This window comes from Nocardia sp. NPDC047038, from assembly GCF_040644075.1.
Taxonomy (GTDB): Bacteria; Actinomycetota; Actinomycetes; order Mycobacteriales; family Mycobacteriaceae; genus Nocardia; species Nocardia sichangensis.
This window is the reverse complement of the sequence record NZ_JBEYVQ010000014.1, coordinates 74,341-97,412: the sequence shown is the minus strand read 5'-3', so window position 1 is coordinate 97,412 and position 23,072 is coordinate 74,341. Positions and strand designations below refer to the sequence as shown.

The 23,072-nt window shown below is 64.2% G+C and carries 23 protein-coding genes and 2 pseudogenes; 11 read left to right on the top strand and 14 right to left on the bottom strand.

The features are described from left to right. Positions 1-240: 240 nt before the first annotated feature. From ABZ824_RS31675 to ABZ824_RS31665, 3 genes are all read right to left on the bottom strand, one after another. Positions 241-1,191 carry a zinc-dependent alcohol dehydrogenase family protein gene (locus ABZ824_RS31675; protein ID WP_356967564.1) on the bottom strand — a complete coding sequence of 317 codons (951 nt, stop codon included), beginning with the start codon at positions 1,189-1,191 and terminating at the stop codon, positions 241-243. A gap of 672 nt (positions 1,192-1,863) precedes the next feature. Then, entirely contained in the window at positions 1,864-2,124 is a 261-nt protein-coding gene (locus ABZ824_RS31670; RefSeq protein WP_356967563.1) for a hypothetical protein, read from the bottom strand. Between the two features lie 106 nt (positions 2,125-2,230). After that, positions 2,231-2,902 carry a TetR/AcrR family transcriptional regulator gene (locus ABZ824_RS31665; RefSeq protein ID WP_356967561.1) on the bottom strand — a complete coding sequence of 224 codons (672 nt, stop codon included), beginning with the start codon at positions 2,900-2,902 and terminating at the stop codon, positions 2,231-2,233. A 112-nt stretch (positions 2,903-3,014) separates the two neighbouring features. Between ABZ824_RS31665 and ABZ824_RS31660 the strand changes: the two genes are divergently transcribed. Next, positions 3,015-4,604, top strand: a complete 1,590-nt coding sequence (locus ABZ824_RS31660) for an MFS transporter (RefSeq protein ID WP_356967559.1) — start codon at positions 3,015-3,017, stop codon at positions 4,602-4,604. A gap of 184 nt (positions 4,605-4,788) precedes the next feature. Here the strand turns inward: ABZ824_RS31660 and ABZ824_RS31655 are convergent, their stop codons facing one another. From ABZ824_RS31655 to ABZ824_RS31635, 5 genes are all read right to left on the bottom strand, one after another. Continuing rightward, positions 4,789-6,024 (bottom strand): FxsB family cyclophane-forming radical SAM/SPASM peptide maturase, encoded by a 1,236-nt coding sequence (locus tag ABZ824_RS31655; protein WP_356967557.1) that lies wholly within the window; start codon positions 6,022-6,024, stop codon positions 4,789-4,791. A gap of 22 nt (positions 6,025-6,046) precedes the next feature. After that, positions 6,047-7,840, bottom strand: a complete 1,794-nt coding sequence (locus ABZ824_RS31650; RefSeq protein ID WP_356967555.1) for an HEXXH motif domain-containing protein — start codon at positions 7,838-7,840, stop codon at positions 6,047-6,049. Positions 7,841-7,856: 16 nt separating this feature from the next. Beyond that, the gene (locus tag ABZ824_RS31645; protein WP_356967553.1) at positions 7,857-9,095 is read right to left on the bottom strand and encodes an FxsB family cyclophane-forming radical SAM/SPASM peptide maturase; all 1,239 of its coding nucleotides are present in this window, start codon (positions 9,093-9,095) and stop codon (positions 7,857-7,859) included. A 67-nt stretch (positions 9,096-9,162) separates the two neighbouring features. Then, positions 9,163-9,315, bottom strand: coding sequence for a hypothetical protein (locus ABZ824_RS31640; protein ID WP_354957206.1), 153 nt, complete (start codon positions 9,313-9,315; stop codon positions 9,163-9,165). Between the two features lie 492 nt (positions 9,316-9,807). After that, positions 9,808-10,290, bottom strand: a complete 483-nt coding sequence (locus tag ABZ824_RS31635) for a hypothetical protein (RefSeq protein WP_356967551.1) — start codon at positions 10,288-10,290, stop codon at positions 9,808-9,810. Positions 10,291-10,782: 492 nt separating this feature from the next. Between ABZ824_RS31635 and ABZ824_RS31630 the strand changes: the two genes are divergently transcribed. Together ABZ824_RS31630 and ABZ824_RS31625 are read left to right on the top strand one after the other, a co-directional pair. Beyond that, the gene (locus ABZ824_RS31630; RefSeq protein ID WP_356967549.1) at positions 10,783-12,573 is read left to right on the top strand and encodes an HEXXH motif domain-containing protein; all 1,791 of its coding nucleotides are present in this window, start codon (positions 10,783-10,785) and stop codon (positions 12,571-12,573) included. Continuing rightward, a complete protein-coding gene (locus tag ABZ824_RS31625; protein ID WP_356967547.1) occupies positions 12,566-13,804 on the top strand; it encodes an MFS transporter in 1,239 nt (412 codons plus the stop codon). The genes ABZ824_RS31630 and ABZ824_RS31625 overlap by 8 nt, the downstream gene beginning before the upstream one ends. 135 nt (positions 13,805-13,939) lie before the next feature. Here the strand turns inward: ABZ824_RS31625 and ABZ824_RS31620 are convergent, their stop codons facing one another. Beyond that, the gene (locus tag ABZ824_RS31620; protein WP_356967545.1) at positions 13,940-14,392 is read right to left on the bottom strand and encodes an Lrp/AsnC family transcriptional regulator; all 453 of its coding nucleotides are present in this window, start codon (positions 14,390-14,392) and stop codon (positions 13,940-13,942) included. Between the two features lie 158 nt (positions 14,393-14,550). Between ABZ824_RS31620 and ABZ824_RS31615 the strand changes: the two genes are divergently transcribed. Beyond that, entirely contained in the window at positions 14,551-15,576 is a 1,026-nt protein-coding gene (locus tag ABZ824_RS31615; RefSeq protein WP_356967543.1) for a DMT family transporter, read from the top strand. 93 nt (positions 15,577-15,669) lie between these two features. On the opposite strand, the gene ABZ824_RS31610 is transcribed toward ABZ824_RS31615, so the two are convergent. After that, positions 15,670-15,981, bottom strand: a complete 312-nt coding sequence (locus tag ABZ824_RS31610; protein ID WP_356967541.1) for an alpha/beta hydrolase — start codon at positions 15,979-15,981, stop codon at positions 15,670-15,672. A 503-nt stretch (positions 15,982-16,484) separates the two neighbouring features. Further along, entirely contained in the window at positions 16,485-17,351 is an 867-nt protein-coding gene (locus ABZ824_RS31605; RefSeq protein ID WP_356967539.1) for a LysR substrate-binding domain-containing protein, read from the bottom strand. 80 nt (positions 17,352-17,431) lie between these two features. Between ABZ824_RS31605 and ABZ824_RS31600 the strand changes: the two genes are divergently transcribed. Next, positions 17,432-17,902 (top strand): cupin domain-containing protein, encoded by a 471-nt coding sequence (locus ABZ824_RS31600; RefSeq protein ID WP_356967537.1) that lies wholly within the window; start codon positions 17,432-17,434, stop codon positions 17,900-17,902. A gap of 59 nt (positions 17,903-17,961) precedes the next feature. Continuing rightward, positions 17,962-18,324 carry a DoxX family protein gene (locus ABZ824_RS31595; RefSeq protein ID WP_356967535.1) on the top strand — a complete coding sequence of 121 codons (363 nt, stop codon included), beginning with the start codon at positions 17,962-17,964 and terminating at the stop codon, positions 18,322-18,324. A 140-nt stretch (positions 18,325-18,464) separates the two neighbouring features. On the opposite strand, the pseudogene ABZ824_RS31590 reads toward ABZ824_RS31595, so the two are convergent. Together ABZ824_RS31590 and ABZ824_RS31585 are read right to left on the bottom strand one after the other, a co-directional pair. Then, positions 18,465-18,707, bottom strand: a pseudogene (locus tag ABZ824_RS31590) (aldo/keto reductase); the annotation flags it as partial. Further along, positions 18,683-18,883, bottom strand: a complete 201-nt coding sequence (locus ABZ824_RS31585) for a hypothetical protein (protein ID WP_356967533.1) — start codon at positions 18,881-18,883, stop codon at positions 18,683-18,685. The gene ABZ824_RS31585 and the pseudogene ABZ824_RS31590, both read right to left, overlap by 25 nt. Positions 18,884-19,030: 147 nt before the next feature. Here ABZ824_RS31585 and ABZ824_RS31580 point away from each other — a divergent pair. From ABZ824_RS31580 to ABZ824_RS31560, 5 genes and pseudogenes are all read left to right on the top strand, one after another. Next, positions 19,031-19,186: pseudogene (locus tag ABZ824_RS31580) on the top strand (transcriptional regulator); the annotation flags it as partial. A gap of 251 nt (positions 19,187-19,437) precedes the next feature. Continuing rightward, positions 19,438-19,914 (top strand): hypothetical protein, encoded by a 477-nt coding sequence (locus tag ABZ824_RS31575; RefSeq protein ID WP_280412888.1) that lies wholly within the window; start codon positions 19,438-19,440, stop codon positions 19,912-19,914. Positions 19,915-20,051: 137 nt separating this feature from the next. Beyond that, positions 20,052-20,567, top strand: a complete 516-nt coding sequence (locus ABZ824_RS31570) for a hypothetical protein (RefSeq protein WP_356967531.1) — start codon at positions 20,052-20,054, stop codon at positions 20,565-20,567. 391 nt (positions 20,568-20,958) lie between these two features. Then, positions 20,959-21,174 carry a hypothetical protein gene (locus tag ABZ824_RS31565; RefSeq protein ID WP_356967529.1) on the top strand — a complete coding sequence of 72 codons (216 nt, stop codon included), beginning with the start codon at positions 20,959-20,961 and terminating at the stop codon, positions 21,172-21,174. Beyond that, entirely contained in the window at positions 21,155-21,910 is a 756-nt protein-coding gene (locus tag ABZ824_RS31560) for a DUF2971 domain-containing protein (RefSeq protein WP_356967527.1), read from the top strand. The genes ABZ824_RS31565 and ABZ824_RS31560 overlap by 20 nt, the downstream gene beginning before the upstream one ends. 132 nt (positions 21,911-22,042) lie before the next feature. Here the strand turns inward: ABZ824_RS31560 and ABZ824_RS31555 are convergent, their stop codons facing one another. Further along, the gene (locus ABZ824_RS31555) at positions 22,043-22,828 is read right to left on the bottom strand and encodes a hypothetical protein (RefSeq protein WP_356967525.1); all 786 of its coding nucleotides are present in this window, start codon (positions 22,826-22,828) and stop codon (positions 22,043-22,045) included. Positions 22,829-23,072: the final 244 nt, after the last annotated feature.

Here is a 23,072-nt window from a genome sequence, read left to right as displayed (position 1 = left end):
CCTGACCAGAGGTGCCCGGTGCTGTACGAAGCGCCGAGCGTCGTCGACGTGCGGCGGTTTCACGAGACTGCACGGACCACGTAGCACTTCACAGCGGTCGCGGCGCCCGAGAAACGGCCGGATGCCACCTGCTCGACACCTACGACGTCGAGCGAGTGAATGCTCGCTGCCATGTGACGCAGTCGGTCTCTCGTCCGGAACACGTCCCGCAATCACGCGAGAGCAGGCGAACGCACCTGGTCAGAGTGACGTTCTACCATCGCCATTGCCGCGCCCCTCTTCGAAGACGAAAAGGGGTTTGGCCCCGTGTGCGGGTGTTTCGGCGAGCGAGACGGCTTCGGTGAAGTGTTCGAGCGGGAACGGTCGGCCGCCAGGGATGTGCAGCACTTCGTCAGCGACCAGATCGCGAACCCGGGAGAGCGCGCGCAACGAATCCTGTGGTGAGGTAGCGCTGAACCAGTGGTAGAGCCAGAAGCCGCGGAGCGCTTTCGTTTCGTAGATGATCGAGCGTGCCAGCAGCGGGATCGTCAGCGCTGCCGGGTCGGCTTGCCGATGGGTGGAGAGTGCGCCGTAGACCACGACCTCTCCGCCGGGGGCCAATGCCTGGGATACCTGGGCACCTACCTCGCCCGCGACACAGTCGATGGCCTTGCGCACGCCGGCCGGTCCTGCGATTTCGGCGACACGCTGCAAAAGGTCCTCATCCGCGGTGCAGATGACCTCCTCGCCACCGAGCGTCTTGATCTCCTCGACGGCATCGCGTCTCCGCACGACGTTGATCGTCCGAATACCCAGATGATCAGCCAGTTGGATGACGAGCCGGCCGACGGTGGAGCCCGCGGCCGTCTGCAACATCCATTCACCCGGCCGTACGTCGAGTTCGTGAGTCACGAGTAACAGCGCGGTCAACGGATTGACCGCGAGCTGGCAGGCACTGGAGTCGCTCAGGTCATCGGGGACCGGCAGAAGCCTCCGCGTATCCGCGACAAGGTATTCCTGCCACGTGCCGGTCACACCGACGGTCACCACGCGCTCGCCGATCTGCAGCCCCTCGGTATCCGGACTGAGCGCCTCGATTCGGCCCACGCATTCCATACCCACCACGGTGGGAAACTCGGGGGAGAAGCCGTAGCGGCCCCGTAGCACGTGCAGATCGCTGGCGTGGATCGGTGTCGCCTGCACGCGGATCAACGCCTGACCGGCTTCCGGCGTGGGAACGGGCCGTGATTCGAGCCGCAGGACGTCGGTTGGCTCGCCGATTCTTCCGGCTACGAGCGCGCGCATGGATTCTGGCATGAGCGAACTTTCGGCTCTCGGCGCCCGACCAACTCGGGGCGTTGTGGACAGGAACGTTGCCGGTGTCGACAACCTCGTCGGCGACTGGGCTCCGCACGTTTATTTCGATGGAGGAGAACCGTACGCACGTCGCCGTCCGATCTGTGCAAGCCGGTGATCACCCGCTCACACCGACCGATTACCGGCCGTTTCGCCTCTACCGCCGGAGGTATGACGCCCGAAATTACCCCACAGCAACTGTGCTGGACGGTCGACTCGCCGATCCGATGGCCGCAAGCCAAAACGGCAATAGCCCGAATGCACGGCTCGAGACCCATGTTCAGCGGCAGACTTCAACGCCTGTCACAACCGCTGCGGTTGCTCGACTGGGTGCTTGCGTCCTAGAACAATCCGTCTTCGGGAGGTGTGGATCCGGAAGCCTGGCGTGTACTGATCAACACTCATCGGAAGGTCCGACACCTGACGCGAGTTGTAGTTATCGGCGGCACCGGTCTGATCGGTTCCAATGCGCACCCTACGGGTGGCTTGCCCCTACTCGGGGAGCAAGCCACCCGCGTGGTGTGAGGATTAGACCGCGTCGGCGGCGGTACGGACGAGGTTTGCCACGACTCCCGGGCGGGAGACGTAGATGGCGTGGCTGCCGGGGGTTTGGGCGACGGTGGCGCCGATGCGTTCGGCCATCGACAGCTGCGCGGCGGGCGGGATCATGTTGTCCTCGGTGACGTGCAGGTACCAGCTGGGCTTGTTGCGCCAGGCGGGTTCGCTGATGGTCCCGCCGAGCGCCTCCACACCCCAGGGGACCTGGGAATCGGCCAGGAACGAACCCACGTTCAGGCAACCTCTTCAGCACATGTCGAGCAGGAGGTTCGTGACAGATATCAGCACCTGTCCGAACCCGCCCCCGCTGGGCGGTGATGTGTGATCGCTCGTTGCCCTACGGTGCGGCACCGGCGTGCTGTGCCGATGAGTGTGCATTCTCCAATCGGGCCGCGAGCGCGGCGATTTCACCCGCCGCGTCCGGCGGCACGCCGAGGGCGACCAGGCAGGCGCGGGCGGCCGCCACGTCGGGGTCGGCCTCGGTCCAGGTTCCGTCGGTGCGGGCCTCGAGCAGTGCCAGCACCAGTCCGGCGAGCGCGCGGGACAGCGCCTCGGCCGGGAGATGATCGGAGTACACGCCGAGTTGCTGGCCGTGGCGCAACATGGCCGCGCCGTGCTCGTGCACGGGCGCCAGTCGTTCCTCGATCCGCGCGCTCAGGTTCGTCTCCGTCAGCTTGAACAGCAGGCGGTATTTATCGCCGACCCGCCACAGGGCGATCGTGCACCGGGCCGAGGTCACCGTTACCGGCTCGTCCGGGTCGAGCGAGCGCAGCGTGCGGGCGATGTCGTCGGATGCCAGGTCGAGGAGGCCGTCGATCAGCGCCTCGCGGGTGGGGAAGTGCCCATAGAGCGTTCTGCGCACGACGCCCGCGGCTGAGGCGATCTCCTCCATGCTCGCCGCAGGATTGCGGGCCAGTTCGGCTGCCGCGACGTCGAGGATCCGCTTTCGATTGGCCTGCGCTCGCGCGCCCGGGGTCGCGGAAGAAGTCATGTTTCTGGTCGCTGTCATGTGAGTCCCTTCACGCCGAAGCCTCGCACACTTGCGCATCATTGTGCAAATTGCCTAGATTGCACAGCAATGTGCAAATGCACAACGGTGTGCAGTATCGAGAGGAATGGACATGTCTCTGCTATCCACCACGCCGGTGGAACCGGGCACCGTATACAGCCGCCGCTGGGTTGCGCTCGCCGTACTGTGCCTGAGCGTGCTGATCGGCGTCATGACGAATACGTCGCTGATCGTCGCCGCTCCCGATATGACCCTCGATCTGGGCCTGTCCAGCCAGGACCTGCAGTGGATCATCGACGCCTACACCATCCCGTACGCCGCCCTGATGCTGGTCATGGGCGCCATCGGCGACAAGTACAGCCGCCGCGGCATGCTGATCCTCGGCCTGGCCGTCTTCGCGGCCGGCGCGGTGCTGGGGTCGGCCGTCGACAGCGCCGACTGGGTGATCGCCGCGCGGGCGATCATGGGGACCGGGGCGGCGATGATCATGCCCGCGACCTTGTCTTTGCTCGTAGCCACCTTCCCGAAACGGGAACGTGCCGTGGCTATCACGATCTGGACCGCTACCACTGGCCTCGCGATCGCGGTCGGTCCGCTGGTGGCGGGCTGGCTGCTCACCGGCCACGGCTGGGCGTCGACCTTCCTCATCAACGTTCCCATCGCGGTCGTATCGATCGTCGCGGCGCTGGTAGTGGTTCCACCGTCCAGGGCGCACACGACGCAGCGTTTGGACTTGATGGGCGGCGCGCTGTCCGTCGTGACCGTCGGGGCGCTGGTTTACATGATCATCGAAGGCCCGCGCAACGGGTGGCACACCTCCGCGGTGCTCGCCGGGGTGATCGCGGTGGTCGCCATGGCCGGGTTCGTCGCCTGGGAACTGCGGCATCCCAACCCGATGCTCGATATCCGCAAATTCCGCGATCGCGCGTTCGCGGGTGCGAATCTCGCAGTGCTGCTGTTCTTCCTGGCCGCGTTCGGCGCGATCTACTACGTCACGCAGCATCTGCAGTTCGTGCTCGGATACGACGCCCTCGCCACCGGCGTGCGGCTGCTGCCGCTGGCGGGCGCGGTCTTCGTCGGCTCCGCGATCACCGGCGTCCTGACCCCGCGCCTCGGGCTTCGAGCGATGGTCGTAGCGGGCATGCTGCTGGGCATCTTCGCCTTGGCCGCATTGACCCAGGTCGACGCCGAGTCCGGCTATGCGGCGTTCGCCGGGCCACTGGTCCTGATGGGCCTGGCCATCGGCCTGAGTGTCTCCCCGGCCACCGACACGATCATGGATGCCTTCCCGGAACGGCTGCTCGGTGTGGGCGGCGCGGTCAACGACACCTCGGTGGAACTGGGCGGCACGCTCGGCATCGCGATCCTCGGCTCACTGCTCGGCAGTGCCTACGGCGACGAGATCGCCCCGCTCGTCACCGGCCGCATGCCCGCGGAAGCCGCCGACACGGTGCAGGACTCCATCGGTGGCGCGCTCGTAGTGGCCCAGCGGATCGACGAGGCAGGCATGCACCAACAGGCAGCACAGCTGGTGTCCGCCGCCGATGCGGCCTTCGCCCACGCGGTGTCCCACACCAGCCTCATCGCGGCGATCGTGCTGGCGGTCGGCACCCTCGCCGTCGCCGCACTGCTGCCCGGTCAGCGCAAGAATGGGCCCGCCGCCGATTCCAGTGCGGTCGAGGAAGAGATCATGGCCGGTTGATGCGGTCTGCGCTCCCACCATCGCAGCGTGGACACGCATCCGCGTGCCCACGCTGCGATGGTGGGAGGGCGTCTGTGTAATCGGTTCTCACAGTCGCACGGGATCGCATGTGTCATCGCTGATCCGGCGATGTCGAACGACCTCAGGTCGCGTGTCGGTGGCCAGGAACGCGCCCTGGCAGTGGTCACCCGTGGAGTGCCGTGGCGACGTCGGCGCGCATTCGCGATTCGATGTGGCGAATCAATTTGGCCAGGTCGGCGCAATACACCGAGGGATTACGGAAGCCGTCGCCCTCACGGTATCGCGTGACGTAGTGACCACCGCCGCACACAGTGTGTATCGAGCAGGCGCGGCAGGTGTCGCTGAGCGCGTCCGCGCCGATCTGGCGCGCCACGATCTCGGGTACCAGCATCGCCTGGTCGAGCGGATTGCGTTGGCCGGAAGGCAGTTTGGTCGCACCGGAGAAGGTCGCCTTCAAGTCGTCGATCTGCGCTACACTTCCGTCGGTTTCGATCACCGCTATGCGGGTGGGGCCGAGGCCCCATACCTCCGATTCCACGGTCCCGCCCAGTATCAGGTCCATGATGTTCTCGAACATTCGGATCCGCGTGTCCAGTTGCGGCGCGCCATACCAGCGGTCGAAGATCGGGATCAGCCAGTCCGCATACGGAGTGGCTCCGGGATCTGCGGATAACCCAGGCGGCGGCGTCGTCCAATTGCCCAGTGGAATCTCGAAATTGACTTTCGGAGGCTGAAACGCGAGTAATCCTTCGTAGGCCTGCAAGGGGTCGTTTGCGAGGTCGATGACGCAGAGCAGACCGTTGAGCAGATGCCGTCGATCGCCGACCGTCAATTTCTCGAGGGCGGCAGCGACCCGGGAGTAGCTGCCCGCGCCGCGGCGGTCCCGGCGATGGCGGTCGTGACTGTGCTCATCGCCGTCGAGACTGACGGTGATGCCGATGTCCCAGTCGTCGCAGATCCTGAGGAACTCGTCGTCGAGCAGCACGCCGTTGGTCTGCAGAGCGAGGTTGACAGCGGTAATCGGCTCCAGCGCCGCCCGCGCCTGCGATGCGAAATACTCGAGATCGGCATGACCCGCCATGAGCGGTTCGCCGCCGAAGAAGACGAGACTCACCGCGGGTGGGCCGAACCTGCGAACGTGATCGGCGATTGTTCGCAGGGCGTCGTCGAAAACCTCCCGGCGCATCGCCTTCGGCTGCTCCCGCCAACTCTGGTCGGCCATTTCGTAGATGTAGCAGTAATCGCACGCGAGATTGCATCGACTGTGAATCTTGAGGAGAAACTCCGTAAACGGAAGCGGCTCGAATCCGTTGCGCTGCAATTCGGCCACGTCGAGTCCCGTCTCGGGCCATGACTTCCGCACTGTGGGCAGCCCCAGTGCCACCGATGTCGGTTCCATTGTGTGCTCTCGATTCCTGGTTTCAGATATCGGTGCGTGGGCGGTCGGACAACCACCGCACCAGCTCGACGACGTCGGTCTCGGTGCCGTCGGACAGCAGCCGCTGGTACAGGCGCGCCGCCACTTCGGCCCGATCGTTGAGAACGCCGAAGTCGGTGTCGGGGAACAGTTCCGGCAGGCTCGAGGCCAAACCAGCCCAGAGCTGCGGGAGCAGCGGGTCGACGCGCAGATCCAGGGCGTACAACTCGACGGCCTCGGCCGGCTCGCCGGCCAGGTAGGCGCGAGTGCCGCGGGGCAGTTCCGCGGGCGCGACGCTCGAAGCGGCGGCCGGGTCGTGCATCCTCAGCCGTACCGGAATATGCAGATCGCGGTGGCGATCCGGGATCGTCTCCTGATCCACGTACCGTATGGACGGCAGTTCCGCGGGAGGTTCCGCTCGCGCGACCCACAGCTCCGCCAGCTCGGCCAGCTCGGCGTCGTCGGATGTACGATTGCGCACCTGCCAAGAAGTGCGATGTGCCACCAGAATCTCGGCCACCGCGTCGCGAGCCTCCGCCGGCACGTCCTCGTCGGCCCACGGCCGGACGCCTGCGGTCAGCGCGCTCAGGAACTCCTCTCCACTCTCGGTGAGCAGGCCAGAACCGGATGCCTGCTCCATCGCGGTCGCCAGTTGGGTACGCCCGCGCTCGAATTCGATGTGCGCACGCATCGATCGGTGGCAATCGGCATGCCGGTGTACCCGCCAGAAGTCGGTGACCCCGAAGAAGGCGTAGATCCCGTGCAGCAGACCGAGGATCGGCCGTGGATCATCGCGCCACGGCGCGTAGAAGCGACACGTCGGGTCGGGATCCACGATCAGCACCTGATCGGCGAGCATGGCGAGTTTGCTGTGCTGGATTTCGTGAATCAGCGACACCGCCATTTCACAGGAGTCCTTCGGGGCTGTGGTGTACACACAGCCGGTCCCGCTGAAGGCGGTGTGGCCGACGGTCGCCGCCACCGGTCGCGCGGTGAGCGGTGTCAGTAGCCGCAGGCAGGCACGCATCGGCGTCAGATAGCCGGGGAAGTCTCGTTGCAGGACGCCCCAGCCCTGCGCGAAATCCTCTCGCCAAGTGCGGAATTCGTCGGTCGTCAGCCGCGGTGCCGTACCCGAGGGCAGGTCGCGGAACGGGTCGAGATCATCGAGGACGACCTCCGGTTCGCCGTTTCCGCCGTGCAACCGCCGCAGCGGCAGCCACGCCGGGTCGGACTCGTCGGCAGGCGACGCCACCGAGATCGGGGCACTGCCGTCAGCGACGATGCGTATCGCGCCATCCACCCAGTTCAGCTCGCAGTGGCCGTAGTCGCCCGCGGATCCAACCCGCGCCATCCCGATCCCGGGCAGCATGACTTCGCCGTTGCGTACGACAACCCGCATCGACCCGCTGGGCAGATTGGTGACCACGGCGGCCGCTGCCAACCAGCCGAGGTAGCCGCAGTCGGCCCACAACGGAGTTGGTTCCCGATCGTCCGAGGCGTTGCGCAAGCGCTGGAGCACGCGGCCGAGCCACACCCCGGTGTGTGGGTAGGCCAGCAGTGCCTCGACCGCGCCCGGATGTGACTCCTCCAGCTCGGTCAGGACCCGATAGGCATCGGAAAGGCCGGCGGCGTCGTCGATTTCCGGGTGGTGAGCGGTGGTTTCGGTGATGAGCGCGCGTAGTAGTACGAGTCGTATGGTCAGCATGTCCGAAGTCATCCGGACGACGGCTGCCTCCGTGCCGTAACCGGTGAACAGCTCGGCCGCTGCATGGTCGATACCGATGGTCGGGGCGGACATGGTTGCACTCCTGTCGTCAGTGATCTGCGGCGGCGGCGAGGTCGGTGCGGACCCGCGCTCCGATGTGGTGGATCAGCTTCGTCAGGTCCGCGCAATACACGGAGGGATTGCGGAAGCCGTTATCGGCGCGATACCGGTGCACGTAGTGCCCGCCGCCGCAGACGCTGTGGATCGAACATGCCCGGCAGGTTTCACTCAGGGCATCCGCGCCGATCTGACGAGCGACGATCGCGGGTTCCAGCAGTGCGAGGTCGAGCGGATTGCCCACGTTCGCGGTGCGCAACTTGGTGGCCCCAGCGAAGGCCGACTTCAACTCGTCGACCTGCTCCAGAGTGCCGTCGGTTTCGATCACGGCCAGCTGTATGGGGGCCAGCCCGAGTAATTCGGATGTCACGGAGCCGCCCAGCAGCAGGTCGATGATGTCGTCGAAGATCCTGACCCGGGTCTCCAGCTCCGGAGCCCGGAACCAGCGATCGAACACCGAAATGAGCCAGTCGGCGTAGGGGGTAGCGGTGTGGTCGGCGGTCCGCGCCGGTGGTGGCGTCGTCCAAGTGCCGTGCGGAAGTAGAAAATCGACCGCCGGGGGTCGACAGGCCAGCAGCGCTTCGTAGGTCCGCACCGGGTCGTTGGCCACATCGATGGTGCAGAGCAGGCCGGCGAACAGGTGCCGGTTCTCGTCCGCAGTCAGTTGCGTGATCCCGGCCGCGACGCGCGTGTAGCTCCCGGCGCCCCGCCGATCCCGGCGATGCCTGTCGTTACCGCTCTCGTCGCCGTCGAGGCTGACTCCTACGCGAACATTCCAGCGCGCGCAGATGCGCAAGAACTCCAGGTCGAGCAGCACGCCATTGGTCTGCACGCCCAGCCGCACCTCGGTGATCGGCTCCAGTGATTCGCGCGCCGACCGGGCGAAGTATTCGAGATCGCGATGTCCGACCAGCAGCGGTTCGCCACCGTGGAACACAAGATCCACCGCGGGCAGCTGGAAGCGGCGAGCATGATCGGCGATCATCTGAAGGGCCTCGTCGAAAACCTTGCGGCTCATGGTCTTCGGTTGATCGCGCCAGCTCTGATCGGCCATCTCGTAGACGTAGCAGTAGTCGCAGGCCAGGTTGCAACGGCTGTGGATCTTGACAACGAATTCCGTGAACGGCAGCGGCTCCCAGCCACGGCGGCGCAGTCCTTCGACATCCAAACCAATTGCGGGCCAGGACGTTTGCACCACGGGTACGCCCAACGGCACCGGGCCGGACTCCATATTCGCTCCCTCGAGCTGCGGGAACGGCCACGGGCGCGCTGCTACCGAGTCGCCCGTGGCCGCGTGATCACTTGGTGGGGTTGATGAACGACTTGAATCCGCCGGGGGCCCTGTCCTGCGAACCCTTGGCGTAGCGCTCGAGGGCGGCTCGCATGGCCGGAGTGCAGTGGGTGGCGAGCTCTTCCGTGTTGAGTGCCGCGAGTTCATCGAGTCTTCCCATTTACGGGACCTCCTTTTCTGTATTCCCGTAACGGCGCGGCAAATTGCCAGGCGTTGCAAGAATTGACCGGCTCGACAATGCCGACAAGTGAAACGGGATATCTATCAATGGGTGACGGTTGTCGTCCCGAGAGTGATCTTAATCGCGCGGAACGTACGATCGCTCACGCCTGTCCCCGTTGTTGGGAAGGACATCTCGCACTCGCGCAAGAGCTATTCACGGCGATGCGCGAGTGCGAGGTCGCATGGAGCTCAGATTTGCAGGGGGGCCGTTGGGTCAGCTCTTGATGTTGCTTTCAACTCGAACGCGCTTCGCTGCAAAGATGCGTGCAAGCGTGAACCGGCCCAGTTCGACAGAAAGTCGCATACCGCCCATTACGGACAATTCGCCAACCGGCGGCAATTCCTGCCGAATGCCCGCGCAGCGGCACGGTGTGCAGGTTGATGGGTAGCCGTCAATTCTGTGGGGTCAAGTCCGCGAGTGCGCCCCCGATCATCTCGCGCAACCAAATCCGCCGGTTCCACCTCGAAGGTCGCGGTCTGCTCCATGGCGCTGCACAACTTTCGTGTCACCGCGGCCAAGGCGGCTCCGAAAGTCGCCGATAACACCGAAATGGCAACCGACGCGGCCGTCACAGTGACGTAACTCGCTGCCATGGCGGGCAAGGTCTGCCAACTCCGCGACCTTGGCCGTCACGGTCGCACTCGCCGCGATGTCCAGCGCCTTCGCCACCCGGTTCAGGTCCGCCATATGCGGGCGTCTATGCCGCGACCAACTGCTCGTGCGAATGTCCTGGTAGACCCCACCCATATCCTTGATCGCACGGGTCACCGTGCCGCAGCCGGAACCCTTCCCTTGGATCAGGGCACTCGCTGCCGTGCCGCGTTCGCCGATGCTCTCCGGATACTCCCGATTCCCAACCATGGGAGTTGTGATTGCCAGGAATCCTATTGTCTTGCAATAGACTTCAGCCAACGGGGCCGATGGCATGTCGTCCAGCGAAGGTAATCTCCCAGAACGGTCGATTATCCGACTGCGCGATCGGCAATTTCACTGTCCGTACACGGGAGTGAAAGAAGGAGGTATCTCGTGGAGCATCTTGCCGAACCCGCCCGACAGGAGCGGCGCAGTTGATGGTAAGTAGTCCCGCGATATAGAAATTGACCACGGGTGGTCTGGTGCAATGCTACCCGTGGTCGTTCACGCAGGTGGACGGAGTAAGAGATGGCGCCGTTGCCTGTATCGATAGGACATTTCCGGGAGCAACCCTTCTGGTCCGCGGCGGGATTGGATGCGACCCGGCTACCTGGGAAACCGGCGTGCGATTCTTCGGTGACATCATCGATATTCTGCTCGGCGGACATCCGACATCGGAATTCGCTGGACTCACGCCCATTCGATTTGCCGTGATCTCGTGTCGGTACGGACTTCGACTCTGCCATCGACACCTAGCGACGGGACACCCATATGCCAACGACAGTCACCGGGATCGACGATGTCACGGCCAGCTCGAGTTCCGGATACGGAACCGAGCCTGCTATCGCGACGCTGACCGAAGGCGCGCTATTGATGCGGCTGATCCTGCTGCGCACTCTCATCGCCGAAACCACGTCGCGGCCGGAAATTGCCGACGCCGCAGGACTTTCCCTTGCCTACCAGACGCTGGCCGAATTGCAACGATCCCATCCGGCCGAGGTCGCTACGCTGTTGTCGTACCCGCACGTCGGCCCGTGGCTCGCCCAGGTCCTGCAGCGCCTCCATGCCGAGACCGACGACGCGCCGACCCCACTGTGGGCCGACTGTGGCTACCTGGGCTGGCTCGCCGCGGCAGGCGCCATCGCCTGTTCGCCCGAAGGTTCCATCAACCTCGTAGTGCGGAACGGCGTGGTGATGTTGCCCGGGATCGGCAGGGCCGAGCTCGGCCCTGCCGAGGACAACGGGCACTGCGAACTGCACTGGACACGGGACGGCGCGCTGCGCTTCACCCGGGGAACCAGCACAGTTCTGGTCCCGTCCCAGGATGACGAGTCCGATCCCGCCTGGCTGCCGCTGCGGCGATTGCGGGGGGCGGATGCGGAACGGGAGGTGTTCCTCGACGACCTGGACCCGTTCCGATACTTGCTGGACGGTCAGCAGCCACCCCGGCTCACGACCGCCCAAGCCGGCACATGGCAACAGGATTTCGCGGCGGCCTGGGAACTACTGCGCCGAGACTTCGACCGGTACCTCGTGCCGATGCGCAGTTGCTTGCAGTCTTTGGCGCCGCTGAGTGCACAACCACTCGCGGCGAGCACGAGCCACACCGCGTTCAACGGAGTCGGCTGCGTCTACACCACGGCCCCCGCGAACCCATGCCAGCTGGCGCTCACGCTGATCCATGAGGTCCAGCACACGAAGTTCACGCTGCTGACCGATCAGATCGTGCTGTTCGATCCCGACTCGGTGTGCCGCTTCTACGCGCCGTGGCGCGACGACCCGCGTCCGATCATGGGCCTGCTGCACGGGATCTACGCATTCTTCGGAGTCACCGACTTCTGGCGAATACATCGTCACGCCGACTGCCACCGATCGATGGAAGCGAATGTCGATTTCGAATTGTGGCGTCTACAGGTGGAAGGTGCCGTGGCGCAGGCATCGACCTCGAGTCTGCTCACGGAGGCGGGTTCGCAATTCCTGAACGCGCTCAGCGCTGAAATGCGCCCGTGGGGGGAGGAGGACGTGCCCACGGCGGTCAGGGTCGCCGCGTCCGAGGTGGCGATAGCGCATCGGACGTTTTGGCAGGTGCGGAACCTGACACCGGACGTCGCCGGCATCGCCGAGCTGGCCGTGCGCTGGATCGCGCGGGCGCCACGGCCCGACGGCCTGCCGCCCGCGGATCAGGTGGACCAGAGCACCGTGCCGAACGATCATCGCCGCCTGCACCTTCCAGCGCAGCTGAAGCTGCTGGACCACGCCGCGGCCGAAGCTCTGTCGATCCCCGAGCAGCCGCTCGGTGACCGGGCCTATCTGGCGGGTGACATGGCTGCGGCGGTCGCGCTGTACACCGAGGAGCTGCGCGCCGACCCGCTCCGGCCACAGTTGTGGGCGGGCTTGGCGCTGGCCTTGCCGAAGCTCCACCCGGACGATGACTTCAGCGTTCTCGATGACAGGGCCGAGGTCGCCGCCCACCTGTGCCAGGTACTGCTGGCGGATGCCGAAGGTGTCGAGATCGTCGATCTGGTGCGGTGGTTGTCGAGGTATCCGCGCACTCATGGGTAGATCGGGAATCCACGCCAACCGGAACTTCCTGCTGCTGTGGTCCGGAAACGCGACATCGCTGGTGGGCTTCCACGGCGTCCGAATCGCCTATCCGATGCTGGTGCTCGCGGTGACCGGCTCGCCCGCCGCGGCGGGATGGGTCGGTTTCGCGTTGAACCTGCCGAGTCTGATCTTCCAGATCCCGGCAGGCATCGTCGCGGACTATTCCAACCGGATCCGGACCCTGGTGATATGCCAGATCACCGGGTTGATCGCAGCCTGCCTGGCTGCCGGAGCGGTCGCCGCCGAGCTCTCGAGCCTCGCGCTGATAGTCGGTGTCACGGCGTTCATCGAGGGCAGTGTCTACGTCTTCGTCGGCCTCAGTGAGCTGGGCGCGATCCGCGACGTGGTGTCACACGCACAGCGACCCGCCGCGTTCTCGTTCCTCGAGGCCGAGCAACCGATCGCCATCCTGGTCGGACGAGCAGCAGGTGCGGCGGTCTACGGCGTGGCCCGCTGGCTGCCGTTCATCGCCGACGCCGTGTCGTATCTCTACTGCCTCGTCGCACTGTTGCTGATCCGTCCGGACTCGACAGCACCGCAGAAAGCCGCCGAGCCCGAGCGTCATTCGGTCCGGCGTACGATCGCCGACGGCTTCCGTGTCGTTTGGACCGAACCTTTCCTGCGGACGTCGACGGCGATGATCGGACTGTCGAATATCGTCATTCAGCTCGTCTTGCTGCTGATATTGGTGGAACTGAAGAACGGCGGCGGTCCCGCGTGGACCGTCGGCGTGGTGCTCGGCGCCGCGGGCGTCGGCGGAGTACTGGGCGCCGCCGCGGCAGCACGGCTCACCACTCGCTTCCCTCCTCGGAATGTCTATCGGGGCGCGCTGTGGGCATGGACGGCGCTGCTCGTTCCAATGGCGCTCAGCGCCGATCCGTTCGTGCTGGCCGCGTGTTGGTGTGGCATCGGCGGCGTGGGGGTCGTCAGCAACGTCGCGTTGACGATATCCCGGCTCGATGTGATCCCCGAACAGACTCTCGGTCGCGCGGTCGCGACGATGGCACTGTTCTGCGACGGCGCGGTCGCGCTCGGCGCGCTCGGGGCGGGCTATCTGTTGTCCACAGTTGGCGCCGTCGCCACGCGATGGTTGGCCCTCACGGCCATGTTCACTCTCGCCGCATACGCAAGTACTCGCACCACCCGCTCTCGCGATCTACCGCTTGCGCTGATATCGCCCGATTCCTGAGGCGCGAGCCTGCTCATCCCAGTGGGGCAGCAGTGCCGCTCGGGCAGCGCGATCCATGATGAGATTCTGCTGTCTGCTCTCGATTTCTCGCCGAGCCGACCGCGCCGCCGACCAGCGAGGGGCGAGCGGGAGGCTTCAAATCGGCTCGACGACGTTCTTCCGTAGGTGTCCGTAGACCACTGAGGTGCGTACGTCTGCGAGTTCCTTTCGCTCGGTCAGCTTGTCCAACACCACCGAGTGCAGATGGTCGGTGTCGCGAACGGCCACATGAAGGAGGAAGTCGTCGGTGCCTGTCAGCGTGAAGATTTCGATCACCTCGGGCATTCGCGTTACGAAGGCTTGGAACTGTTCGATGACCGCACGTGTCGGCGGTCGTATCCGTACGGCGATGATCGCCTGCAGCCCCCGGCCGAGCGACGGGAGGTCTACCTCGGCGTGGTATCCCAGCAGCACGCCGCGCTCACGGAGGGAGCGAATCCGCTCCAAGCAGGTCGAGGGTGCGATGCCCAACTCCTGGGCCATGTCCCGGTTGGTGCGCCGACCGTCCAACTGCAGAAGCCGAAGTAACGCCGAATCTAGTTCATCCATATTCCGTCTCTCTGGTGAAACTCCGAATCCAATTCGGACATACTGCCAGGATGCCCGGCTGATTGCTACCTTGATTGCCGTATCCCCGTTCATAATTCGCCACCGATGAAGCGGGCGAACAAAGATCAGAAGTTTTTGGACGGTAAGGAGCACGGGAAGTGGATGAGCGGCAGGCCGAAGTCTTGGCGATCTGTTCGGTCGTAATGGCCGCGCTGTTGTGGAGCAGCTCGTACGCGGTAACCAAACTGGTGCTGACGGACGTCGGCCCGCTGAGCATCGGGGCCATCCGTTTCACGCTCGCCGCGGTACTGCTCGGGATCATCATGTTCTTGCGCCGCAACCCGGCCGTCAGACCGGATGCCCGTCGGCGGCGGCTGATCTACCTCAGTGGGTTGCTGGGCATTACGGCCTACTTCGTGCTGGAGAACATCGGCGTCGAGCTGTCGACCGCCTCCGACGCCTCGTTGATCGTGGCCACCTACCCATTGATGACCATGCTTTTGGAGCTGGTGGTCTTTAGGAGCAGAATGCCGCCGCTCCGGGTCGGCGGTGTGCTGCTGGCTACCCTTGGGGCTTTCCTCGTCGTTCACAACGGGGCGGACGTTGGAGGCAGCGGTCGCTGGTCCGGCGACATTCTGCTGTTGCTCGGCGGACTGGTGTGGGCCGGGTACAACATGCTGGGCAAGTATGCGGGGCACGGGCAGGACGCGGTGACCGTCACCTACTACCAGACCATGGCCGGCGCCGCCGGCTTCCTGTTCGCCTCGCTACCGGAGTTGAAGCATTGGCGGGTACCCGACGCCACGGCCTCGGCGCTGCTCGTGTATCTGGCCGTCGCATGTTCCGTCGGCGCCTTCCTGCTCTACAACTACGGCCTGCGCCGGATGGCCTCGAGCGTCGCGGTGAACATCCTCAACCTGGTGCCGGTGTTCGGTGTGCTCGGTGCCGTGGTGATCAATGCGGAGACGGTCCGGCCGGCGCAAGTCTTCGGTGGGGTCATCATCATCGCCGGGGTGACACTCGGATCGGTCGAGCACCGCTCGCCCGCCGGGAAAGTCGCAGTTCCCCGAACCGACCCGGCCACCGAGTGCGTGCGAACGAGTTCGTCCTGCAGGGTTGCGGTCGAGTCGTCGTCGGATTCGGCCCCGTCAGTGATCGACGAGAGGATGCGCCTGAATCGGTAGGGGAGTGGGCTTCGAGATCGCGATCGCGTCCTGCTCGGTCGACTGTGCCCGAATGTCCGTGACTCCCCTGCCTCGTCGGACCTCGACGCCGAGCTACCGAGTGAACCGAGCGATGTCCTCGGCAACGCGCTCTGGTGCTTCGAAGGGGAACGCGTGACCGAGCCCGGGGTAGATCAGCAATTCCGAATTGTTGATGTAGCGATGTAACACGATGGAGTTGGCGGCGGGTTCTTGCTCGTCGTTCTCCGCGTCCAAGATGAGGGTGGGCAGCTGCAGGGCCGGCAAGCTGCTGATGACGTTGGTGGTGGAGTTGATGAGCCAGTCGGTCATCGCGGCGCGTTGACGGTTGAGGCCGGTGAGGTTGTCTCGATCCTGTTGAGGCGCAAGCCTGTTCGTCGACGCCACGCTGACAGGGCGTCGGGGTGGCCGCTGAAATACAGTGGAATGACCTGGTCGGCAGGCGCAAGCGGGTCGAACGCGGGCAGGCCTCGGACCAGACTGGGCGGACATGCGGGCTCCTCGCGGTTGCGGGATGGACTGAGTGGATGTGCTGTGATGGGCGTAGGCGTGCTGTTCGGACACACGTCCACTGCCTCTTCCGGTCTGAATGGTCGTCCCCGCGTATAGGAGATGCCGGGGGTCCGAAAGGATTCACAGCTGTCATCTGCCAAGAGGCGAAGCGGCGACCACGAGATCGTCACCGATACACCGTGTCGGCGGCGACAATCCGAGTCGGCCGGCGTATTCCGGTGCGACACCAACGACGGCGCACCCCGTCGAACGCGCTGAGATGCCGCCGGTCGATCGATTGACTCGGTGATCGGCTGTGGCGCAGGACATCCGCTCGAGTAGCCGATTCAGTGCGTCTCGCGCCGAGCTTTCCATCCGGCTCGTGGACCGGGTCGCCTTCACTGCCGAGGTGGGGGATCGAGGTATGCGATCGTGGCTATCTGCACGAACGATCGGATCAGGGGGTTGGTGTCACCTTCGTTCCAGGCAACCACCACTCTGCTCGGTGCCATGTCGATCAGTGGGACCGTGCCCAGTCCCTCTGGCACACTGTGCCCGAGCGGGGTGATGCCGACGGTGCCGTTCCAGAGCACGGCCTGCACACATTCCTGAACGACCCGCACTACCGGACCTTCGCGTGTCCGGCCCCCGTTCCAATAGGTCTGCCAGGTGGGATCGGTGCCGTCGGGGAACTGGAACCAGCGGCGGTCGGCCAGGTCGGCCAGCGTCAGGTGGTCGCGGCGGGCCAGTGGATCGTCGACGCGCAAGACGGCCCCGACCGGGTCGGCACGCAGTTCATGCACGGTCAGGGCGGTGTCGTCGAACGGGGCCCGGGTCACTGCGACGTCGACCAGGCCCGCCCGCAGTCCGCAGGTGGGGTCGGTGAGATCGGTGTCGCGGATGCGGATGTCGACCTCGGGATGCTTGTGGCGGTAGGCCGCGGCAAGCCTGGTGACACCGGGGTCGGTGCCGTCGCCCAGGATGCCGACGGTGAGGTTCGCGGTTCCGGCCGTGGCGGCGACCCGCACGGTGGCGCGCTCGGCCTGATCGAGCAGGGCGCGCGCCTCGTCGAGCAGCACCGTCCCGACCCGGGTGAGGCCGATGCCCGTGGGCGACCTGTCGAACAGGGGCGCACCGACTTCCGACTCCAATTGGCGGATGGCGCGGCTCAGGGGCGGCTGGCTCATGTGTAGCCGGGAGGCAGCGCGACCGAAATGGCGTTCCTCGGCAACAGCTACGAAGTAGCGCAGCGTACGCAGCTCCACGCTGGCACGATACCCGTCCGGTATCGGCATCGCAGAACAGGTCTTGGACACCCGCGGCATCTCAGCGGTGCAATCGAAATATGTCCGACAACGAAAAGAACTTCGGCACAACCGTTTCGGTGGTGGCCCCCGGCGAGGGAGAGCTGATCACCCTGGGCGCCACACGAATGCGCGTCCTCGAGGACGGCAGCAACACCGCGCACCGCCTCGGTCTCGCCGGATCCGTCATTCCCCCACACACTCCCGGACCACCGCAGCACCGGCACGCCCAGCACGACGAAGGCTTCTACATCATCTCCGGCGCGCTGCGGTTCACCGTCGGCAACACCGACTACGACGTGACAGCGGGCACGCTGGTGATGGTCCCACCCGGCACCCCGCACACCTTCGCCAACATCGCCGATCGACCAGCCGTCATGCTCAGCACCTTCACCCCCGACCTGTACGTGCAGTACTTCCGCGACCTCCAGGACATGGTCGCCGACAGCCGGGGACTGACACCGCAGGTGAACATCGAGGTGATGAGCCACTACGCCACCGACTTCGCCTGAACCTCAGCGGGCCGGGGCGCTTTCGCCTCGGCCCGCACATGACACCTCTGGATGGAATTGTGAACATCGCATTCTGGATCACTGCCGGTCTGCTCGCCCTCTTCTACCTCTACGCAGGCGGACTGAAGATCACCCGAAGCCGGGATCAACTCCGGCCCATGATGTCCTGGGTGGACCGCATACCACTGTCCGTGATCCGGACCGTCGGCGCACTCGAAGTACTCGGCGCACTCGGGCTCATTCTTCCACCTCTGACCGGCCTGACGCCTGGGCTCGCCGTCGCCGCGGCCATCGGGTTCGTACTCCTGCAACTCGGTGCTGTCCCCGTCCATCTGACCGGCGTAGACCACAAAGTCGCCCTCAACATCACCCTTCTTCTCATGGCCGTCGTGACCGTTTGGCTCGCAACCATCTGGGTGTGATGCGAGATTATCTCGGAGTCGGCTTCGCACCGCCCTACATGTCGTGTTCCGCTGCCGCGCGTGTCGACGTCCGCGGCGTCCGCCAGCGCCTCCAGCTCCGCGATCTCCTCGTCGGCGAGTTCGATGCCGTGAGCTCGGACCAACCCGTCGATGTAATCCGCCTTCGTGACCCCGATGATCGGGGTGGTCCCCTTGGCGATGGCCCAGGCGGTGGCGACGTCGGCTGCGGACGCGCCTCGGTCCTCGCCGATCGCCCCCATCCGGTCCGTCAGCGACTGCAGCTGGGGGAGGATGCCGTTGTACACGGCCGCCCGGCTGCTGCCCTCCGGCAACGGATGGGCCGGGCTGTACCTGCCGGTCAGCGCCCCTTGCTCGAGGACCATGTCACCACTGCGGTATCCCACAGGGTGAACCCGTTCGATTGCGCCTTCTCGACGACCTCCCGCAGGCCGGATGCGGTCAGCTGACTGCCGAAATAGCCGTCGCCTGCCTCGCCGCTGTCTCCCCAGGCCCAGGTGCCCAGCGCCACCGCCGGTACCGTCAGCGCCTTGCCCGTCATGTCTTACCTCCTTTGCTCGTTCTCGGGATCGTGTCGGAAGTGTTCGATCCCCAGGAGACCGCCATCGCCGCCACCGGAGAAGGTCGCGTTTGTAGGGGTATAGCCTCAACCCCCTTCGCGCGGTGACCAGCGGCTACCGTGAACGACATGGACCAGCAGCCCGGAAATCGCGGCGAAATCCGGGACTTCCTTGCCAGTCGGCGCGCCAAAATCACCCCGGCGCAGGTCGGACTGCCGACCGGCGTCCGTCGCCGGGTCGCGGGGCTGCGGCGCGAGGAGGTCGCCGTCTTGGCCGGGGTGACATGTTCATTACACACTCCTCAACCCACAGGACGGGAGGGAGACAACAACGTGCCGTTCCCATCTGCGGATCAGTCGTCGACCACATCGGTACCTTCCACCGAGTCGGCGGGAACATCCTGAAATGCCGAATGCTGCGCATGGACCTTGCGACGCAAGGGCGCTTGCCTGCCGCGTGATTCACGGCGAGCTACATTTGTGCCCGCGACCGCTGTTCACGCTGTCGTTGCGTTCTATCTAGAGGAGGTCGGTAGGTGGATCCGGTGACGTTGATCGTTGCGGCGGTAGCGACTGGTGCGGCGGCAGGGTTAGGGGAACTCGTCAAGCAGACGGTCGTCGACTCGTACAACAGCGTGCGAAGGATGATCTCTGACCGCTACGAGGTCATCGAGGCTGAAGTGGTGGGGGTGGCCTCAGAGCCAGAGGAGCCTCTGCGCCGACAGCTTTTGGCCAAGAAGCTCACCCAGGTCGGTGCTGGCGAGGACGTGGAGCTGGTGGCGGCTGCGCAGCAGTTGCTGCGCTTGGTCGCCGAACAGGCTCCGCAGGCTGCGGAAATCGTAGGGGTGCAGCTGAACAGGGTTGATGCCGCAGGTGATATCGAGGTCACCGATGTCGCTGTGCAAGGCGGTATCGGCGTACAGGCCAACGACGTCGCTACGGGCGGTTCCATGACCATTCGCGGGGTGCGTGCGGTCCAGGAGCCGCCCCACCCTCCGCAGGCGCGGCGGTAACTGGCGTATTCACCGCCGCGCAAAATGCTCTCACCGCAAACACCAGCGGTACGAACGTCGGCCGGGACTTCAACATCAGTCTCGGTGCTCATTCTTCAGGCAGCAACGCTGGGCGGGTTCGTGCTGTCACCGTATCGGTGGATCCGGTTCCAATCGGCGAGAACCTTTCGGCCGTCAAAGTGCACAACGGCACCAACGGCCCGATCACAGACCTCACCGTGGACGTTTATGTAGTCGATGAGCAGGGGAACCGAACCACCGTCAAGTGTGTGCCAGCGAAAGGTCGGATATCGCTCACAACCATATTCGAGGAGCTGCTGTCACAGACAATGCCGGGTGCTTTGGGCGCAATCAGGAACCAGGCAACCATGATGCCCGGCTCAGGGACGTTGCCGTACGGGGCGTTGCAGGGCTTACCGAACTACAGCGGTATGTTGACGCCGCACATCGCGTCGGCGGCCGCGCCCCAGCTGGCTCAGGCTCAGGCGATGATGACCGACGCGTTCCCGGCGGTGTTGTCCGCAAACCAGGATGCCCCTGTCATTTTCCTCGTTTCGGGGGAGGGGAAGGTACAAGCTGACCTGCGGTTCGCTGATGAAGATGGAAATCTCTGGTTCCGTCCTTTCGGTCAGCACCCTCGGCCGGTCGAGTAAGGATCTACCCTTGCAGAGCAGCCCGGGGACGCACTCGCCTACCGCGCGACCGGGCCAGCCTCTCCGACAACTTGCAATGCTGCCTGCGTGCGGCCTCGATCGGCTAACCGGCTCGGCGGTGGGACTGAGCGAGGAATTCTGAGGTGTTCTTTGCGCTGCTCAGGCGCCGTGAAGTACGTAGCATGCACACCTGGCCGGGATGAGATGTCGGTAACACAGTCCTTGTCCTTCGAGGCCAGATCGGACAGTCGCCGAGACGATACGGAAACTGGGCAGGAATAACGTCCACAGCCGAGCATCGAGCGAGCGATGCCTATCCACAAGTTGAACGTCGTCACAGGGGGCCAAAGTTCGCGCGCAGGAAACCCCGCTGCGCGATAGTCTCTGACGCGTGACTGACACAGAGGACTGGTCTGAGGACCAGGCGCTTGCATCGGATATCTCTTGGAGGGATATCAATGCCGAGTATTCGAATGACAAGCAGTTGTACCACTACACGGATATAAACGGCCTAAAGGGAATTTTGGATTCAGGTGAAATATGGCTGACGCATATGGCTTACCTCAACGACTCGCAGGAATTTGAATATGGAATTGGAGTCATGTGACATAATCAAATCCCAAGCCGATTGGTTCAATCAGAACCCAGAGAAGACGACAAGCCCGGAAAGCGTTGAGTTCGTCGCCGATCTGTATCGCGCGATCGCCGCCGGGCTGGCCACCGACGCCAGTTCCCTGAAAAATACTCGCGCGCCATTCGTTGCCTGCCTGTCCAGATCTCGCGATCAACTTAGCCAATGGCGAGGATATGCAAATGGAGGCTACGCCCTTGGATTCGAACCAGAATTGCTGGAGAGTTCACTTCAGCTAGTCACTGAAGACGGTGTGGCGACCCCCGGCGAAGGGGATCCGTATGTGGCGAAGGCCATATACCTAAGCCACCTGGTCGGAGAGCGGGTCGATCAGATGGTTCAAGACCGCATGAACGATACAATAGAAGCCATCAAAGCGCAGGATAGTGCCAAGAAAGATAAAGCCGCCGGGAAGTTTACAGACTCCGTCATTGAGATCGTAAGCACCCTTAAACATATGAAATTCTACGAGGAGCACGAGTATCGAATCGTTTCTCGATGCCGCGAGTCATTTTTCACGCCCGGAAGCCTCGGCCTAATCCCTCGAGCAAAGGCAAGTTACAATAAGAAGGCTGTGCAGGAGGTCATTGTTGGCCCTGGCGCTTTTGCCGAACTTCGCAAGGCATCACTTGAGCGTTATTTTTCTAGCAAAAAGGGCGACTTCGGCGCCGTCGCAGTAAGCCAATCGGCGATCCCATATCGAGAACTCTGAGTGGCCAGTCACCGGTGAACAAAGCTGCCCAAATTTAGAATCCTGTCGGCCCTGGCGAGGGCTGGAAGGAACACTTGGAACCATGGCGGGCTCGCGAGATCCACCTGCCCGAGAACAGGATTACGGGATTGTTCATCTGTCCAGGGTTCCGTACTTGGACGCGAAATGTACGGCGGTTTCATCGGGGATATTCGGTACACCTGAAATGAAGACGAATGTGTAGCGGGATCCGAGCTTGCGATCGATGAGCACGCCGACCGCTAGTGTTCCGGATTCGGTATCAGCCCCATTTTTTAGTGCTTGAAGCTGCCGTGTTGCGGCATATCCTGCCACCTCGGCGTTGAAATAGTGTCCCTCGATGCCGTGATCCAAGAAATTGAACCGGTTGTAAATGAAGGCTAGCCGGTTTCCGCGCAGACCTGGCCCGAGATCGCTGTCAATCACGATGAAGCTTCGGGGCTTACCGTCGTCGGCTACGTCGCTCGCAGTCTGCCGCATCTTCGAGCCCAGCCGAGCCCGGCCGACGATGGGTATCCGGTCAAGTTGCTCGACGATGCCGAGATAGCTCCCAGGGTCGAACCCCCGGTTCGACGAATAGGCGACACGTTCGACCAACGCGTCGACTGCGGCCACGGATAGCTCCTCCTCGCCTCGGAGTTGTCCTGCGTACAGAGTTGGAAACTGGGACAGCGTCGTACACGCCTCAAGGTCCGCTCTTGCCAAGGCAACGAATCGATCCGCTTCATCGCCAAGCGCGACAGTTACTCCGCTGTCCAAAGCTCTCTCAACATAGTCGATGATCCCCGCTGTCGATCGAATCATGAAGTGCAGTTGAAGCCAGTCGTCCAGAGTGATGTAGAGGGTGTCAGTAGACGCGGGGAATTCGATTGCGCTTAAGTTCTGCTGGTCGATGATCACCACACCGGCCCAACGGGCGAACTGGGGGAGCAGCCGTCGGTACCCGCGCAACGACGTCGCGTAAACGCCGCCGCGCTGGATTGTTCGGCGCGTACCTGCGGCTTGGCTGTCCCTTGCGCGCGTGCTTCCGGCACCATTGCTCGGCCCGTTCGGGAGTCTCGTTCGCCGCCGACTCGTCAAGACGGCTCTTCGATTGAACGATCAATCCCGCTTCTCCCGCGACTAGCAATCCGTCGCCGACTTC